13 protein-coding genes are annotated in these 16,426 nt (G+C 64.6%); 10 read left to right on the forward strand and 3 right to left on the reverse strand.

Annotation, left to right across the window (positions count from 1 at the left end; all coding sequences use genetic code 11):
- Window positions 1-18: 18 nt before the first annotated feature.
- On the reverse strand, window positions 19-912 hold the full coding sequence (locus JJC00_RS10050; RefSeq protein ID WP_200472421.1) for a helix-turn-helix transcriptional regulator: 894 nt from the start codon (window positions 910-912) through the stop codon (window positions 19-21).
- A 385-nt stretch (window positions 913-1,297) separates the two neighbouring features.
- Here JJC00_RS10050 and JJC00_RS10055 point away from each other — a divergent pair, with 385 nt between their 5' ends.
- Genes JJC00_RS10055 through JJC00_RS10065 form a run of 3 tightly spaced genes read left to right on the forward strand, consistent with a single transcriptional unit; the run spans window position 1,298 to window position 5,256 of the window.
- Window positions 1,298-2,131 (forward strand): substrate-binding domain-containing protein, encoded by an 834-nt coding sequence (locus tag JJC00_RS10055; protein ID WP_200472422.1) that lies wholly within the window; start codon window positions 1,298-1,300, stop codon window positions 2,129-2,131.
- 55 nt (window positions 2,132-2,186) lie between these two features.
- Entirely contained in the window at window positions 2,187-3,293 is a 1,107-nt protein-coding gene (locus JJC00_RS10060; protein WP_200472423.1) for a molybdopterin-binding protein, read from the forward strand.
- A 13-nt stretch (window positions 3,294-3,306) separates the two neighbouring features.
- Complete coding sequence (locus JJC00_RS10065; protein ID WP_200472424.1) at window positions 3,307-5,256, forward strand: molybdopterin biosynthesis protein; 1,950 nt, start codon at window positions 3,307-3,309, stop codon at window positions 5,254-5,256.
- Window positions 5,257-5,560: 304 nt separating this feature from the next.
- Here the strand turns inward: JJC00_RS10065 and mobA are convergent, their stop codons facing one another.
- Entirely contained in the window at window positions 5,561-6,196 is a 636-nt protein-coding gene (gene mobA / locus JJC00_RS10075; protein WP_200472426.1) for a molybdenum cofactor guanylyltransferase MobA, read from the reverse strand.
- The gene (gene fdhD / locus JJC00_RS10080) at window positions 6,183-7,073 is read right to left on the reverse strand and encodes a formate dehydrogenase accessory sulfurtransferase FdhD (protein WP_200472427.1); all 891 of its coding nucleotides are present in this window, start codon (window positions 7,071-7,073) and stop codon (window positions 6,183-6,185) included. Before fdhD ends, mobA begins: the two co-directional genes overlap by 14 nt.
- A 209-nt stretch (window positions 7,074-7,282) precedes the next feature.
- Between fdhD and mobB the strand changes: the two genes are divergently transcribed.
- The 7 genes from mobB to fdhF all read left to right on the forward strand — a co-directional run bounded on the left by mobB (window position 7,283) and on the right by fdhF (window position 16,364).
- Complete coding sequence (gene mobB / locus JJC00_RS10085; RefSeq protein ID WP_200472428.1) at window positions 7,283-7,810, forward strand: molybdopterin-guanine dinucleotide biosynthesis protein B; 528 nt, start codon at window positions 7,283-7,285, stop codon at window positions 7,808-7,810.
- A gap of 9 nt (window positions 7,811-7,819) precedes the next feature.
- Window positions 7,820-9,076 carry a molybdopterin molybdotransferase MoeA gene (locus tag JJC00_RS10090; RefSeq protein WP_200472429.1) on the forward strand — a complete coding sequence of 419 codons (1,257 nt, stop codon included), beginning with the start codon at window positions 7,820-7,822 and terminating at the stop codon, window positions 9,074-9,076.
- Window positions 9,077-9,120: 44 nt separating this feature from the next.
- Window positions 9,121-9,384, forward strand: coding sequence for a sulfurtransferase TusA family protein (locus JJC00_RS10095; protein WP_200472430.1), 264 nt, complete (start codon window positions 9,121-9,123; stop codon window positions 9,382-9,384).
- A gap of 317 nt (window positions 9,385-9,701) precedes the next feature.
- Window positions 9,702-11,357, forward strand: coding sequence for an OFA family MFS transporter (locus JJC00_RS10100; protein WP_200472431.1), 1,656 nt, complete (start codon window positions 9,702-9,704; stop codon window positions 11,355-11,357).
- 93 nt (window positions 11,358-11,450) lie between these two features.
- On the forward strand, window positions 11,451-11,726 hold the full coding sequence (locus tag JJC00_RS10105) for a hypothetical protein (RefSeq protein WP_200472432.1): 276 nt from the start codon (window positions 11,451-11,453) through the stop codon (window positions 11,724-11,726).
- A 166-nt stretch (window positions 11,727-11,892) separates the two neighbouring features.
- Window positions 11,893-13,602: an NADH-ubiquinone oxidoreductase-F iron-sulfur binding region domain-containing protein gene (locus JJC00_RS10110; RefSeq protein WP_200472433.1), complete on the forward strand. Its 1,710-nt coding sequence runs from the start codon at window positions 11,893-11,895 to the stop codon at window positions 13,600-13,602.
- Window positions 13,599-16,364, forward strand: coding sequence for a formate dehydrogenase subunit alpha (fdhF, locus tag JJC00_RS10115; RefSeq protein ID WP_200472434.1), 2,766 nt, complete (start codon window positions 13,599-13,601; stop codon window positions 16,362-16,364). The genes JJC00_RS10110 and fdhF overlap by 4 nt, the downstream gene beginning before the upstream one ends.
- Window positions 16,365-16,426: the final 62 nt, after the last annotated feature.

Genomic DNA, 16,426 nt, shown 5'->3' on the forward strand with positions numbered 1-16,426 from the left:
CAGGGGTGGGCGTCAATCTCAGGCGGCGAAGCGGATCTGCCCGGCGGGCGAGGGATCGTAGCCGGTCAGCTCTTCGGCGCGCTGGCGCAGCCGCCGTTCGCTGAGGAACCGGATCAGGGCCTGCATGGCGGGACGGAAATAGCTGCGCTGACGCATCGCGAGGTCGAAATTCTCCCAGACCAGCGGCACGAAATCGAGACCGGCCGAGCGCGCCGCCACGCGCGTCGCGACGCCGCAATCGGCTTGTCCCGCGCGAACCATCTCGGCGAGGTCGGGCCCGGTGAGGGCCGGCGTCTCCACCCGGCGCAAATCGCGCATCGAGGCGCCCGCGCGCGTCAACAGCACGTCGAGCAGCATCTGCGCACCCGTGCCCTGTTGCCGCATCGCCATCCGCGAGCCGAGCGCGAGCACGTCGGAGAGACCGCGCAGCCGCTTCGGATTGCCTGGCGGCAGCACGAGACCCTGCTCGCGGCGCACGAAGGCAACCAGCAGCGCGTCATGCAGGTCAGGCGCGTCCCGCAGCGCCGTCGCACTGGCGTCGGAGGCGAGATTGCCTTTGGCATCGAGGCTGTGGAAGTGCACGGCGACTGCCATGACCTCGTCGCGTTGCAGGCGCTCGAGCCCGCGCGCACTGCCTTCGGTCATCGATCCCAGGCCCGAGCCGGATTCACGCAGACTCCAATCCAGCAGCTCGTCCTGGCTGCCGCCCACGACCGGCGGCGGCTCCGCCGTCAGCATGCCGGCCGGACGCGCCATGCCCGACAGCACCCAGAGATCGAGCTCGTGCCGCGGGAAGAGCCATTTGCCGGTCACCTTGGTGCACGGGATCGCGCCGTTGGTGACGAGTTCGTACAGCTTGCGCTCGCCGAGACGGAGATAGTCCGCGGCTTCACTGGTCGTCAGGAATTCCATCCTGCATTCCTATGCAAATTCTTGCTTCTTTTTGACGTTCAACGCAGGTGGAATTCTGCACTTCGATTTTTGTCCGCGCGAACCATGCCTGATGATCTCGCTGCTTTGCAACACATCCTGACACGTGTTTTGATTTTGGTTGACGATCTTGCGAGGCTCGAAATGGTGCGGACCTTGCGCCGTGATTGCAATCAACGTGCCGGTTGATTGATTGCCGAAACTTCCCGATGACTCGTCTCAGCGCGGTCGCCGACCCCTCGTGAACTTGCCTTCCGGTAGCAGGCATAGCAGAGCTCTATCTCCTATTGCTTCGCAACGGGCAAGTCCGTCACGAGTGCGGCGCAATCGACCATCATGATCACGTCGTCTTCAATGGGAGCCTGCCATGGCTGTTCGCCGACTGACCGTTGCATTTGCGCTTCTCTGCGGTCTTGCCGGGGGCATCGCAGCCTCGTCTGCCGAGGATCGCGCGATCGTCCTGGCCTCGACGACATTGACGCAGGATTCCGGCCTGCTCGACTATCTGCTGCCGATCTTCCGCGACAAAACCGGTGTCGAGGTGACGGTGATCGCGCGCCGCAGCAACGAGGTGCTCGACGTCGCACGACGGGGCGAGGTCGACGTCGTGTTGATGCATGCCCGGCCGCAGGAGGAGAAATTCGTCGCCGACGGCTTTGCCACGAAGCGCTACGACGTGATGTACAATGACTTCGTGCTGATCGGGCCGAAGAGCGATCCTGCCGGCGTGAAGGGCAAGGACATCGCGACGGCGCTGAAGGCGATCGAGGCCAAGGGCGCGCCGTTCATAACGCGTGGCGATCGTTCCGGCACCCATGCTGCGGAACTCGCACTCTGGATCGTCGCCGGCATCGATATCGCCAGTACCAAGGGCGCCTGGTATCGCGAGAGCGGGCAGGGCATGACCGCCGCCCTCGACACGGCACGCAAGGCGAATGCCTATGTGCTCGCGGACCGCGCCAGCTGGATCGCCTTCAGGGATCGCGGCGATCTCGACATCGTCGTCGAGGGCGACAAGCGGCTGCTCAACCAATATGGCGTGATGCTGGTGAACCCGGAGAAGCATCCGAACGTCAAGAAGGAACTGGGCCAGACCTTCATCGACTGGTTGACCTCGCCGGAGGGGCAAGCGGCGATCGCCGGCTACAAGGTTGACGGACAACAGGTGTTCTTTCCGAATGCGGACAAGCCGGGCGGCTGATTGGCCGAGGCACGCGCGGTTGCCAAACCGCGCGATGCGTGGTCCATCATGAAGCATGACCCAGCGCCTGCTGCCCTCACTGACGCCGCTCGACACTGCGCTCGCCGTTTTGCTGCGCGGCGTCGGTCCGGTCGCGCCGGTCGAATTGCCGCTGGCTGAAGCGGCCCGGTGTATCGCCGCGGGGATGCCGTTGCTATCAGCCTATCCGCCGCGCAACATCGCCGCCGTCGATGGCTGGGCGTTGCGCGCCAACGATCTCGTCGGTGCGTCCTCCTATTCGCCGCTGCCTCTGACCGAGCTTCCCGCGTGGGTCGACGCCGGCGATGCGATGCCGGCAGGATGCGACTGCGTGCTCGATGCCGACGCGGTCGAGATGTCGGGCCCGCTCGCCCAGGTCCTGGCCGAGGGCGTTCCAGGGCAGGGCGTCGGGCGTGCCGGTGGCGACACCGCAGACCGCTCGCCCGCGGCCACAGCAGGACATCCCATCGATGCAACCGCTCTGTTGCTCGCGCGTGTCGCCGACGTCGAAAGGCTGAGCGTCAGGCGACCGCGGCTGCACATCGTCAACGTGCCGGGCGCAACCGCGACGATGCAGATGATCACCGACCACGCGCGCGCGGCAGGATTGGATGTGATCGTGCATCAAGCCGGCACACGCGATGCGGCGTCGATCGCGGAGGCGCTCGATGTCTCCGTCTGCGATCTGCTGCTGACGATCGGCGGCAGCGGCGTCGGTCGCGCGGATGCTGCGGTGACGGCGCTGGCTCAGCGCGGGGCCGAGCTCACCCATGGTCTTGCGCTCCAGCCCGGACGCACCGCAGCCGTCGGGCGGCTCGGAAAAGTTCCCGTCCTTGCTTTGCCCGGGGCGCCCGGTCCGGCGCTCGCAGTTTGGTTCGCGCTGGTGCTTCCGCTCATCGACACAATGTCGGGGCGGCAGCCGCGTCGCGCAGTGACCCTGCCGCTCGCGCGAAAAATCGCTTCCAACGTCGGCATTGCCGAGATTGCTCTGCTGGCCGAGGAACGTAAAGCGTGGATGCCGCTTGCAGTCGGTGAATGGCCGCTCCACGCCATCGCCCGTGCGGATGCGTGGTTGCTCATTCCCGCCAGCCATGAGGGATTTGCGGCAGGCGAGCCGGTCGATGCTTATATGATGCGGGAATGATATGGGTTCCGGCATGACGATGATCCCAAAAGCGCCAGATCGCAGCGCGCTCGAACAGGAGCAATTTCTTAAGGTCCTCTCGCGTGAGGAGGCGCTCGCGCGCTTCGAGGCGGCCCTGTTTCCGCGCGCGATCCCCAGCGAGCAGCGGAGGCTTGGCGATGCACTCGGCACAGCACTCGCCGAGGACATCACCGCACCGATCGACGTGCCGCCCTTCGACCGCTCCAATGTTGATGGTTTTGCCGTGCGCTCGGCGGATCTTTCCGCCGCTGGCGAAGGCGCACCCGCACTGCTCGCGCTGAACGGCGAGACCATTCATTGCGGCAGCGCGCCCAAGCTGCAAGTCGCAGTGGGGACCGCAACGCCAATCGCCACTGGCGGCCCGTTGCCGCGAGGCGCCGATGCTGTGGTCATGGTCGAGCACACCCAGCCGGCCGGGCCCGATGCGGTCGATGTTCGTCGCGCGGTCTCGCCGGGCCAATTCGTGTCCTATGCCGGATCCGACATCGCGCGCGGCGAGGCATTGCTGCGCGCCGGCACGATCATAGGCTCGCGTGAGACCGGCATGTTGGCGGCCTGTGGCATCGCCGAGGTGAAAGTTGCGCGGAAGCCGCGCGTCGCGGTGATCTCCACCGGCGACGAACTGGTGCAGCCCGGCGAGGCGCTTGCGCCTGCGGCGATCTTCGACACCAACGGCGCCATCGTCGCAGCCGCGATCGACGAGAACGGCGGCGAGGCAGTCTTCCTCGGCGCCATTCCCGACGACGAAGCCAAGCTCGAAGCCGCCATGCGCCAGGCGCTGATGGATGCCGACATGCTGGTGCTCTCCGGCGGCACATCGAAGGGGGCGGGCGATCTGTCCCATCGCATCATCGGCCGGCTCGGCCAGCCCGGCATCATCGCGCATGGCGTCGCGCTCAAGCCCGGCAAGCCGCTATGTCTCGCGGTGTGCGACGGCAAGCCGGTTGTGATCCTGCCGGGCTTTCCGACCTCGGCGATGTTCACCTTCCACGACATGATCGTGCCGGCGCTGCGCAAGATGGCCGGCCTGCCGCCGCGCTCCGATGCCAAGGTGAGCGCAACCGTGTCGGTGCGCATTGCTTCTGAGCTCGGCCGCACCGAATTCGTCATGGTCTCGCTGGTCGAGGGTAAGGACGGTTTGATCGCCTATCCTTCCGGCAAGGGCTCTGGCGCAATCACGTCCTTCGCGCAGGCCGACGGCTTTTTGCGCATCGAAGCGCTCGCTGACCAGATGCCGGCGGGGACCGAAGCCGAGGTCACTTTATTTACGCCGCATGTGCGGGTGCCTGATCTCGTCATCGTCGGCAGCCATTGCACCGGCCTCGATCTCGTCACCGCACCGCTCGTGCATGGCGGCCTAACCGTGCGATCGATCGCCGTCGGCAGCCTCGGCGGGCTTGCGGCAGCGAAACGCGGCGAATGCGATCTCGCGCCGATCCATCTGTTCGACGACAAGAGCGAGACCTACAATACGCCTTATCTCGTCGAGGGGCTCGAACTCGTCCCGGGCTGGCGGCGGATGCAGGGCATCGTGTACCGCAAGGGCGACAAGCGCTTCGAGGGTCTTGGCGCGAAAGAGGCGGTTGCCGCCGCACTCGCCGACCCCGCCTGCATCATGGTCAACCGCAACCAGGGCGCTGGCACGCGCATCCTGATCGACCGGCTGCTCGGCGGCGCCCGTCCGGAAGGTTATTGGAACCAGCCGCGCTCGCACAATGCGGTTGCTGCGGCCGTCGCGCAGCACCGTGCCGACTGGGGCATGACCATCGCGCCGGTCGCCCATGCGGTCGGCCTCGGTTTCATTCCGCTCGCGGAAGAGCATTATGACTTCGCCTTGGTGACGGCACGAAAGCAGCGGCCTGCCGTGCAGGCGTTTCTCGACGCACTCGGCTCGGACGAGGCCAGAGCGGCACTGGAGCGGGCGGGGTTCCGGCCCGCATAGACGACGACGTGGCATTCAAGCCGCGCGGAAAACAGGGTGGGGCACGCGATGGCAAGGCCGCTTTCGGTTGCGATCGTCGGTGCCGGCATGGGCGGGCTTGCGACCGCTGTAGCGCTCAGGCGCATCGGTGTCGACGTGATGGTCTACGAGCAGGCCTCCCAGTTCGCCCGCATCGGTGCGCAAGGTGCGGACCACGCGGGTGCAGGAGACCTCGCGTGCCAACATCTGGCTGAAGGAGCGGACCGATACGAGCTGGGTTTACGGCTACGACGCCTGGTCGGTGCCGCTGGCGGCTTGAGCTTGATTAAGCCGCGTCATCCAGCGCCGCGAGCCGCTCGGCCTCTACGATGTCATCGACCGTGTTCGCATTGAAGAACGGATCGAGCGGCTCGGCCGGCCACGTCACCGTCGCGAGCGGGTAGCGCGCGGTCCAGCGGTCGATCTTGCGGAGATCCTCGACCACCAACGCGTGACGCAGCTCGTTGCGCAAGGCGACGCGCCATAGGCCGATCACGGGGTGCGACTGGTCGCCGGATGCGGCGACCCCGAGCTGCGCGTTCTCCCGTGCCCGCGCCTCATGCAGCCGCGCGACGAGATCGCGTGGCAGGAACGGGCAGTCGCCGGCGGCGCTGAGCACCCATTCGACCTCCGGCCGGTTCGTCGCGGTCCAGTCGAGCGCGGCCAAAATGCCGGCGAGCGGGCCGGGGAAGCCGGGCACGTCATCGGCGATGACCTGCAGGCCGAACGCGGCGAAGCGCGCGGGATCGCCGTTGGCATTGAGAATCAACCCGCTGCATTGGGGCGACAAGCGCGCGATCACGCGCTCCAGGATGGTGCGGCCCCCGATGGTGCGCATCGGTTTGTCGCCGCCACCCATGCGGCGTGCAAGGCCGCCGGCGAGCAGCACGCCTTGCGTGGGCGGAATTTCAGTCGTCACCACCTTCGCCCTTGCGCTTGTGTTTCGCCGATTCCTCTTCGACGTAGTCGAGGTTCTGGTCGTAGACGATCCGCTCCTCGCCGGCGAGCGCGATGAAGCGCTTGCCGCGCGTACGTCCGACTAGCGTCAGACCCACCTGCCTCGCGAGATCGACGCCCCAGGCGGTGAAGCCGGAGCGCGACACCAGGATCGGGATTCCCATCCGCACCGTCTTGATCACCATTTCCGAGGTGAGACGTCCGGTGGTGTAGAGGATCTTGTCGGAGGCATCGACGCCGTGGCGATACATCCAGCCCGCGATCTTGTCGACGGCGTTGTGGCGGCCGACGTCCTCGGTGTAGCAGAGCGGCTCGCCCTGTTTGCACAGCACGCAGCCGTGGATCGCGCCGGCCTCGAGATAGAGCGAGGGCATGGTGTTGATGGTCTGTGTCATCTGGTAGAGCCAGGAGGTGCGTAGCTCGGCCTTTGGCAACGCGACGCTCTCGACTGCCTCGAGCAGGTCGCCGAAGGCGGTGCCCTGCGCGCAGCCCGAGGTTTGCGTGCGCTTCTTCAGCTTGGCCTCGAAATTGGTGTGGTGCTCGGTGCGTACCACCACGACCTGGAGGTCGTCGTCGTATTCGACCTCGGTGACCGCGTCATTATATTTCAGCATGTTCTGGTTCAGCAGGTAGCCGAGTGCCAGGTATTCCGGATAGTCACCGATCGTCATCATGGTGACGATCTCCTGCGAGTTCAGGTAGAGCGTCAGCGGCCGCTCCATCGGCACCTTGATCTCGACCTTGGCGCCGGTCTGGTCGGTCCCGGTCACGCTCTGGGTCAGGCGCGGGTCGTCCGTGTCAGGGACGATCAGGGGCACCGGGGCTTTGTCGATCTTCATCATGGCCGCGACGTTAGCATGACATTCGGGTCAAGCCGATATAAGCATACCGTGGAGAGAACGAAATGCCTCCGCTCGTCATTGCGAGCACAGCGAAACAATCCAGAATCTTTCCGCGGCGGCAGTCTGGATTTGCTTCGCTGTGCTCGCAATGACGGGGAGGGGACAGAGGTTCCATCAAGGACCAAGTCGCTCGCGGAGACGGAGCTGCAATGAAAGTCATCGGCCTTGCAGGCTGGAGTGGGGCGGGCAAGACCACGCTGTTGACGCGGCTGATCCCGCATTTCAACGCGCAGGGCCTGCGCGTCTCCATCATCAAGCATGCGCATCACCAGTTCGACGTCGACGTGCCCGGCAAGGATTCCTGGCGCCATCGCGAAGCGGGGGCAGCCGAGGTGCTGGTGGCCTCTGCGAACCGCTGGGCCCTGATGCACGAATTGCGCGGCGCGGCCGAACCGCGGCTGCCGGAACTCCTGAGCAAGCTGTCCGCGGTCGATCTCGTCGTGGTCGAAGGTTTCAAGCGCGAGCCGCATCGCAAAATCGAGGTGCATCGCGCCGCCAACGACAAGCCGCTGCTGTTTCCCGACGATCCCGGCATTGTCGGGATCGCGACCGATACTACGGTTGAAACCCGGCTGCCGACCGTCCATCTCGATGATATCGAGGCTGCGGCGGCATTGCTGCTGCGGGCGGCGATGCCGGTCGAGGAAGTGGTTGCAAGAAGCGCGGCGACGCGCTGACGAGGCACCATGGCGCAACTGTCGGACGATTGTTTTGCCTTCGGCGGACCGATGATGTCGGTCGACGAAGCCGTTGGCCTGATCACGGCACGCGTCAGCGCGATTGCCGATCTCGAGACGGTCGCGCTGGTCGATGCCGACGGGCGCGTGCTGGCGCGCGATATCGCGGCGCCGCTGCCGTTGCCGCCTTTCACCAATTCCGCCGTCGATGGTTATGCCGTGGGCAATGCCGACCTTCCGCAAAAAGCGGAACAGGCATTCCCGCTCGATGGCCGCATCCAGGCCGGCGGCTTGGCACAAGCACTGATCAAGCCCGGTCACACCGCGCGCATCTTCACGGGCGCGCCGATGCCGCCGGGGGCTGAGACCGTCTTCATGCAGGAAGACGTCCGCATCGATCAGGCCGGCAAGATCGTGCTGCCACCCGGGCTGAAGCGGGGTGCCAATGTTCGCCCGGCAGGCGAGGACATTCCTGTTGGGCACGTCGCGTTACGCGCCGGCCAGCGGCTGCGGCCCCAGCACGTCGCGCTTGCCGCAGCCTTCGGTCTGACCCGGCTCGATGTCGTCAGGCGTATCCGTGTCGCCGTTTTCTCCACCGGCGATGAGCTGGCCTCGCCCGGCGAGCCGCGTGCGGCCTCGCAGCTGTTCGATTCCAACCGCTTCATGCTGATGGCGATGCTGCGCCGTCTCGGCTGCGAGGTCTCGGATCTCGGCATTCTGCGTGACGAGCGCGCCTCGCTTGCCAGCGGATTGAAGCAGGTTGCAGGCCATCACGATCTGATCCTCACCACAGGCGGTGTCTCGACCGGCGAGGAAGACCATGTCAAGGCGGCGGTCGAGAGCGTCGGCTCACTCGTGCTGTGGCGGATGGCGATCAAGCCGGGCCGGCCTGTGGCAATGGGCATCATCGGCGGTACGCCATTGATCGGGTTGCCCGGCAATCCCGTCGCGAGTTTCGTCACGTTCGTCCATGTGGTGCGGCCAACCGTGCTGGCGCTCGCCGGAAGTCTGCCGGAACCGCTATTGCCGATCCCGCTGCGCGCGGCATTCACCTACAAGAAGAAGCTCGGCCGTCGCGAATATGTTCGGGCGTCCTTGCGGCGCGCAGCGGATGGCACGCTGGAGGCAGTCAAGTTTCCGCGCGAAGGCGCTGGACTCCTGTCGTCGTTGGTCGAGACCGATGGCCTCATTGAACTGGGCGAAGACATTACGGGTGTCGAACCGGGCGAGGGTGTAGGTTTCCTGTCCTATGCTGATCTGCTCTAAGCGGTTGCATTGACGTCCTCGACCCCTCCCGCCATGTTGCGCCGATGACGAGAACGACGCTTGATCTCACCGGGCTGAAATGCCCATTGCCAGCTTTGAAAACGCGCAAGGCGTTGAAGCCATTGCAGCCGGGCGATCAGCTCGAGGTGCACTGCACCGATCCGCTGTCGGTGATTGACATTCCGAACCTGATCCGCGAGACGGGCGATACGGTGGAGATCACCGAGCGCAACGAGGCGCGCATCGTGTTCTTGATAGAAAAAACGAATGGCCCGATAGACGGCGTCAATGCTGCGCTGCGTTCTTGAGCGCGTTACCGCGCTGATACCGACCATTTATCTATCGACATCGATCACGGCTTCTGCCCCAATTGACTTTGTCCGTGCAGGCGCGGAGGTCGAGTCTTGTCTGCGATGCGCGGATCAGCGGGGCCACTTACGAAGCATGCAAATGGGATCGGGCATAGAGCCCCGATCGAGGGGTTAACTTTTCAGGCACGCGTGACGATCCTGGTGCGTGTCGGGTGAATGTGCGGAGCAGCAGGGACAACAGCTGCACCGCAATGGGTTGAGGACAGGATGCTAGCGGCAGGCTGCTCAGAAGGGCGGACGCAGGGGAGGAATGCATGACGACAATTGAGAGCGCTGGGAAACTTTCGGGCGCAGGCGCGGGAATTTTCGATCGCGAACACACGGTCGCCAAGGCTGGCTTCAACCGCTGGCTGGTGCCGCCGGCGGCACTCTGCATCCATCTGTGCATCGGCATGGCCTACGGTTTCTCGGTGTTCTGGCTGCCGCTCTCGCGTGCGATCGGCATCACGCAGAGCAAAGCGTGTCCGGACATGTCGCTGTGGCAGGAGCTGTTCACCACGACTTGCGACTGGAAGGTCGCGAGCCTGGGATGGATGTACACGCTGTTCTTTGTCTTGCTCGGCGTCTCCGCCGCGATCTGGGGCGGCTGGCTCGAGCGCGCCGGTCCGCGGAAGGCCGGCGCCGTCGCCGCCTGCTGTTGGGGCGGTGGTCTTCTGATCGGTGCCTTCGGCGTCTACGTCCACCAGCTCTGGATCATGTGGCTCGGCGCCGGCGTGATCGGTGGCGTGGGACTTGGGCTCGGCTACATCTCGCCTGTGTCGACTTTGATCAAATGGTTTCCGGATCGCCGCGGCATGGCGACTGGCATGGCCATTATGGGATTTGGCGGCGGTGCCATGATTGGAGCGCCTCTGGCCAATCTCCTGATCAATTACTTCAAGACGCCCAATTCGGTCGGCGTCTGGGAGACCTTCGTCACGATGGGAGTGATCTATTTCGTCTTCATGATGATCGGCGCTTTCGCCTATCGCGTGACGCCGGCCGGCTGGAAGCCCGATGGCTGGACGCCGCCGAGCGAGAAGAAGTCGATGATCACCGAGCACCATGTCCATCTCGACAACGCGCACAAGACGCCGCAATTCTGGCTCATCTGGTGGGTGCTCTGCTTGAACGTCTCGGCGGGTATCGGCGTGATCGGCATGGCCTCGCCCATGCTCCAGGAAATCTTCGCCGGCAAGCTTATCGGGCATCCGGAGTTGACCTTTGGCCAGCTCTCGGTTGAACAGAAAGCGGCGATCGCAGCGATCGCCGCGGGATTCGCCGGTCTGCTGTCATTGTTCAACATCGGCGGCAGGTTCTTCTGGGCGTCGATGTCGGACCACATGGGCCGCAAGAACACCTACTACACGTTCTTCCTCCTGGGCATCGCGCTCTACGCGCTGGCACCGACCTTCGCGGCGATGGGCTCGAAGCTGCTGTTCGTACTCGGCTTCGGAATCATCCTCTCGATGTATGGCGGCGGCTTCGCGACCGTGCCGGCCTATCTCGCCGACATGTTCGGGACTCAGTTCGTCGGCGCCATCCACGGCCGGCTGCTGACGGCATGGTCCACCGCGGGCATCATCGGTCCTGTCGTGGTCAACTACATCCGCGAGTTCCAGCTCGCGGCGGGCGTGCCGCGCGACCAGCTCTACAACACCACCATGTACATTCTCTGTGCGATGCTGATCGCGGGCATCATCTGCAACTATCTGATCAAGCCGGTCGATTCAAAGTGGAACATGAGCGAGGAGGAGGTCGCCAGGCTCCAGGCGGCGAGCGCCAAAAGTGAAGCGGCGATCCAGCACGGCTCGTTCGGCATCGGCAAGGGCGGACTTGACGTATGGGCGGCCCTTTTCTGGGCCTTTGTCGGCGTTCCGCTTGCTTGGGGCGTATGGAAGACGCTTGAAAGCGCGGTGAAAATATTCTGATCGCAAACCCACATCGCCGCAGGACGCTATCGTTCAGCTTCCCGCGGCGTTTGCCTGCTAAAATGATCAAGACTAGGACTTAGGGGGACACTTATGCTTCGCGCCCGTATCTGCCTCGCCGCCATGCTGCTGGCCGCAGGCCTCCACGCCGCATCTGCGCAGACCGCAACGGCGCCCGCGACGCCAGCGACGACCGACGCCAAGCCGCCGGGCAAGATCAAGCTCACGATGCAGAAGCTGAAGGACATGAAGGCGAAGTGGTCCGCCAACAAGCCGAAGCTCAAGGCCTGCCGCGCCGAGGTGAAGTCCAAGGGCTTCGCCGGCGACGATCGCTGGTTCTACATCGAAGAGTGCATGGACAAGACCTGAGATCGTTCCGCGATCAACGTTTGCGTGGGGGCATGGTTGTTCGCGGCCCACTCCCTAAATCGTTATGGAGTCGTTCTAAATTTCCTTGCATCTGGCATACCAGAGGCTAGAGTTGCGTCCGGCGAGAACCAGATCATCGCGCTTTTGAGGAGAACGCGACGTTTCCATGAGCAGCAACGACGACGTTCACAAGGTCAGGGAATTCGAGCATCCGGGCGAGGGGCGCCGGCGTGCCAAGGCCATGCCGAAGGGGCGGCAGGTCGATCCGACCGCCTCGCATGAGATCGAGCAGTTGCTCGGCGACAAGCCGCGGCGGCGCGATCTGCTGATCGAATATCTGCACCTGATCCAGGACAAATATCACCAGATCTCAGCCGCGCATTTGGCCGCGCTCGCCGACGAGATGAAGCTCGCCTTCGCCGAAGTGTTCGAGACCGCGACCTTTTACGCGCATTTCGACGTGGTGAAGGAAGGCGAGCCTGACATCGCGCCGCTGACGATCCGCGTCTGCGACTCGCTGACCTGCGCGATGCTCGGCGGCGAGAAGTTGCTCGAGGATCTGCAGGACGCCGCGGGGCCCGGCATCCGCGTCGTGCGCGCGCCCTGCGTCGGCCGCTGCGATACCGCGCCGGCCGCAGAGGTTGGGCACAACTTCGTCGACCATGCGACCGTCGGCAATGTGATGGCGGCGGCGAAGGCTGGCGACACCCATGCGCATCTGCCCAAATATGTCGACTACGACGCCTATGTCGCCGGCGGTGGCTACAAGCTGCTCAATCGGGTGCGCTCCGGCGAATTATCGAAGGACGATCTGCTGAAGGCGCTCGACGACGCCTCGCTGCGCGGCCTCGGTGGCGCCGGTTTTCCAACGGGCCGCAAATGGCGCGCCGTGCTGGGCGAACCCGGCCCGCGGCTGATGGCGATCAACGGCGACGAGGGCGAGCCCGGCACGTTCAAGGACCGTGTCTATCTCGAAAGCGATCCGCATCGTTTCATCGAGGGCATGTTGATCGGCGCGCATGTGGTGCAGGCCGCGGACGTCTACATCTATCTGCGCGACGAATATCCGGCCTCGCGCGAGATATTGGAGCGGGAGCTCGCGAAACTCCCCGCGGGTGGTCCGACGCTGCACATGCGCCGCGGCGCCGGCGCTTACATCTGCGGAGAAGAGTCTTCGCTGCTCGAGAGCATCGAGGGCAAGCGCGGCCTGCCCCGGCACAAGCCGCCCTATCCGTTCCAGGTCGGCCTGTTCGGCCTGCCGACGCTGATCAACAACATCGAGACGCTGTGGCGGGTGCGTGACATCGTCGAGAAGGGCGCCGACTGGTGGAAGGGCCACGGCCGCCATGAGCGTCACGGCCTGCGCAGCTTCTCGGTCTCTGGGCGCGTGAAAAACCCCGGCATGAAGCTCGCACCCGCCGGCATCACCGTGCGCGAACTGATCGACGAATATTGCGGCGGCATGGCCGATGGCCATCAGTTCTACGCTTATCTCCCGGGCGGCGCGTCCGGCGGCATTCTGCCGGCGTCGATGGACGACATCCCGCTCGATTTCGGCACCCTGGAGAAATACGGCTGCTTCATCGGCTCGGCCGCGATCGTGATCCTGTCGCAGAAGGACAGCGTGCGCGCAGCCGCGCTGAATCTGATGAAGTTTTTCGAGGACGAGAGCTGCGGCCAGTGCACGCCGTGCCGCGTCGGAACCCAGAAGGCGGCGCAGCTGATGCAGAAGCCGGTCTGGAACCGCGCATTGCTGGAAGAATTGAGCCAGGCGATGCGCGATGCCTCGATCTGCGGGCTCGGACAGGCGGCATCGAATCCGCTGTCCTCCGTGATCAAATATTTCCCTGACGAGTTCAAGGAAGCGGCCGAATGACCAGGATTACGTTCGAGCTCGACGGCAAGCAGGTCGAGGCCAAGCTCGGCGAGACGATCTGGCAGGTCGCAAAGCGCCAGGGCCGCGAGATTCCGCATCTCTGCTATTCGCCCGCGCCCGATTATCGCCCCGACGGCAATTGCCGCGCCTGCATGGTCGAGATCGAGGGCGAGCGCGTGCTCGCGGCGTCCTGCAAGCGCACGCCGTCGGTCGGCATGAAGGTGAAGACCGAATCCGCGCGTGCAGTGTCAGCACAAAAGATGGTGATGGAGCTGCTGGTTGCCGACCAGCCGGCGCGCGAGACTTCGCACGATCCGGATTCAAAGTTCTGGCACTGGGCCGAAACCACGGGCGTGACCGAGAGCCGTTTCCCTGCGGCCGAGCGTTGGGAGACCGATGCCAGCCATCCGGCGATGCGCGTCAACCTCGACGCCTGCATCCAGTGCGGCCTCTGCGTCCGCGCCTGTCGCGAGGTCCAGGTCAACGACGTCATCGGCATGGCCTATCGCAATCACGGCTCGAAAATCGTGTTCGATTTCGACGATCCCATGGGCGAGTCGACGTGCGTCGCTTGCGGCGAATGCGTGCAGGCCTGCCCGACCGGCGCGCTGATGCCGGCCGTGATGCTCGACGACAAGCAGACCCGCGTGACTTACGCGGACAAGAAGGTGGATTCGCTCTGCCCGTTCTGCGGCGTCGGTTGTCAGGTGACCTATGAGGTCAAGGACGAGAAGGTGATCTATGCCGAGGGCCGTGATGGCCCCGCCAATCACAACCGCCTCTGCGTCAAGGGCCGCTTCGGCTTCGACTATATCCACCATCCGCATCGCCTGACAAAACCGCTGGTGCGGCTGCCGAACGCGAAGAAGGATGCCAACGATCAGGTCGATCCCGCCAATCCGTTCACCCACTTCCGTGAAGCGAGCTGGGACGAAGCGCTCGACATCGCCGCCAAGGGTCTCGTCAAGATCCGCGACGAGAAGGGCGTGAAGGCGCTGGCCGGCTTCGGTTCGGCCAAGGGCTCGAACGAAGAGGCCTATCTGTTCCAGAAGCTGGTGCGCACCGGTTTTGGTTCGAACAATGTCGACCATTGCACCCGTCTGTGCCACGCCTCGTCGGTGGCGGCGCTGTTCGAGGGCCTGAGCTCGGGCGCGGTGTCCGCGCCGTTCTCGGCCGCCATGGACGCCGAAGTGATCTGGGTGATCGGCGCCAATCCGACGGTGAACCATCCGGTCGCTGCGACCTACATCAAGAACGCCGCCAAGAACGGCGCCAAGCTGTTCGTGATGGATCCGCGCCGGCAGACGCTGTCGCGCCACGCCACCAAGCATCTGCAGTTCAAGCCGGGCTCCGACGTCGCCATGCTGAACGCGATGATCAACACGATCATCACCGAAGGCTTGACCGACGACCAGTACATTGCCGGCTATACCGAGGGTTTTGAAGACCTCAAGGAGAAGATCAAGGAGTTCACGCCAGAGAAGATGGAGGCGATCTGCGGCGTCTCGGCGCAGACACTGCGCGAGGTTGCGCGAACCTATGCGCGTGCGAAATCGTCGATCATCTTCTGGGGCATGGGCATCAGCCAACACGTCCACGGCACCGACAATGCGCGCTGTCTGATCGCGCTGGCGCTGATCACCGGCCAGGTCGGCCGCCCCGGCACCGGCCTGCATCCACTGCGCGGCCAGAACAACGTGCAGGGTGCCTCCGACGCCGGCCTGATCCCGATGTTCCTTCCGGATTATCAGCCGGTCGGCCGCGACGATCTGCGCGGCAGTTTCGAGAAGCTCTGGCAGCAGGATCTCGATCCCGTCCGCGGCCTGACCGTGGTCGAGATCATGAACGCGATCCACGCCGGCGAGATCAAGGGCATGTATATCGAGGGCGAGAACCCCGCGATGTCCGATCCTGATTTGCAGCATGCACGCCAGGCGCTCGCGATGCTCGATCATCTCGTGGTGCAGGACCTCTTCGTCACCGAGACGGCGTTCCACGCCGATGTCATCCTGCCGGCCTCGGCCTTTGCGGAGAAGGAAGGCTCCTTCACCAACACCGACCGCCGCGTTCAGCTCGCGCGCCAGGTGATCAAGCCGCCCGGGGATGCGCGGCAGGATCTCTGGATCATCCAGGAGATCGGCAAGCGTATGGGTCTGCCGTGGAATTACGCCGGTCCGGGTGAGGTCTATACCGAAATGGCGGAACTGATGCCGTCGCTCAAGAACATCAGCTGGGAGCGGCTGGTGCGCGAAGGCGCCGTCACCTATCCGGCTGACGATCCGAACAAGCCCGGCAACGAGATCATCTTCACCACGGGCTTCCCGACCGCGAGCGGCCGCGGCAAGATCGTGCCGGCCCATATCATTCCGCCGGACGAAGTGCCCGACGACGAATATCCGATGGTCCTCTCGACCGGCCGCGTGCTGGAGCACTGGCACACGGGCTCGATGACCCGCCGCGCCCAGGTGCTTGACCAGATCGAGCCGGAGGCCGTCGCGTTCATGTCACCGAAGGACATGCGCAGGAAGAAGCTCGTGCCCGGCGACTTCATTCGTCTGGAGACCCGCCGCGGTGCCGTCGAGGTCAAGGTCCGCTCCGATCGCGACGTGCCGGAGAACATGGTGTTCATGCCGTTCTGCTATGCGGAGGCGGCGGCGAACCTGCTCACCAACCCGGCGCTCGATCCCTTCGGCAAGATTCCAGAGTTCAAGTTCTGCGCGGCGAGGGCGGAACGCGCGGAGATGCGGGACGCGGCCGAGTAGGGAGCGCACAACCGGTTCGGAGTACTGGATCACCCGGTCAAGCCGGGCGATGACAGTGATTG

It is taken from the genome of Bradyrhizobium diazoefficiens (assembly GCF_016616885.1).
GTDB lineage: Bacteria > Pseudomonadota > Alphaproteobacteria > Rhizobiales > Xanthobacteraceae > Bradyrhizobium > Bradyrhizobium diazoefficiens_F.

Bases quoted from the DNA above. Each gene is read 5' to 3' on its own strand.
- fdhD (WP_200472427.1), bottom strand. From the start codon at position 7,073: ATGATGAAGATCGACAAAGCCCCGGTGCCCCTGATCGTCCCTGACACG.
- JJC00_RS10095 (WP_200472430.1), top strand. From the start codon at position 9,121: ATGACGAGAACGACGCTTGATCTCACCGGGCTGAAATGCCCATTGCCA.
- JJC00_RS10055 (WP_200472422.1), top strand. From the start codon at position 1,298: ATGGCTGTTCGCCGACTGACCGTTGCATTTGCGCTTCTCTGCGGTCTT.
- JJC00_RS10065 (WP_200472424.1), top strand. From the start codon at position 3,307: ATGACGATGATCCCAAAAGCGCCAGATCGCAGCGCGCTCGAACAGGAG.
- fdhF (WP_200472434.1), top strand. From the start codon at position 13,599: ATGACCAGGATTACGTTCGAGCTCGACGGCAAGCAGGTCGAGGCCAAG.
- JJC00_RS10110 (WP_200472433.1), top strand. From the start codon at position 11,893: ATGAGCAGCAACGACGACGTTCACAAGGTCAGGGAATTCGAGCATCCG.
- JJC00_RS10050 (WP_200472421.1), bottom strand. From the start codon at position 912: ATGGAATTCCTGACGACCAGTGAAGCCGCGGACTATCTCCGTCTCGGC.
- JJC00_RS10090 (WP_200472429.1), top strand. From the start codon at position 7,820: ATGGCGCAACTGTCGGACGATTGTTTTGCCTTCGGCGGACCGATGATG.
- mobB (WP_200472428.1), top strand. From the start codon at position 7,283: ATGAAAGTCATCGGCCTTGCAGGCTGGAGTGGGGCGGGCAAGACCACG.
- JJC00_RS10100 (WP_200472431.1), top strand. From the start codon at position 9,702: ATGACGACAATTGAGAGCGCTGGGAAACTTTCGGGCGCAGGCGCGGGA.
- JJC00_RS10060 (WP_200472423.1), top strand. From the start codon at position 2,187: ATGACCCAGCGCCTGCTGCCCTCACTGACGCCGCTCGACACTGCGCTC.
- JJC00_RS10105 (WP_200472432.1), top strand. From the start codon at position 11,451: ATGCTTCGCGCCCGTATCTGCCTCGCCGCCATGCTGCTGGCCGCAGGC.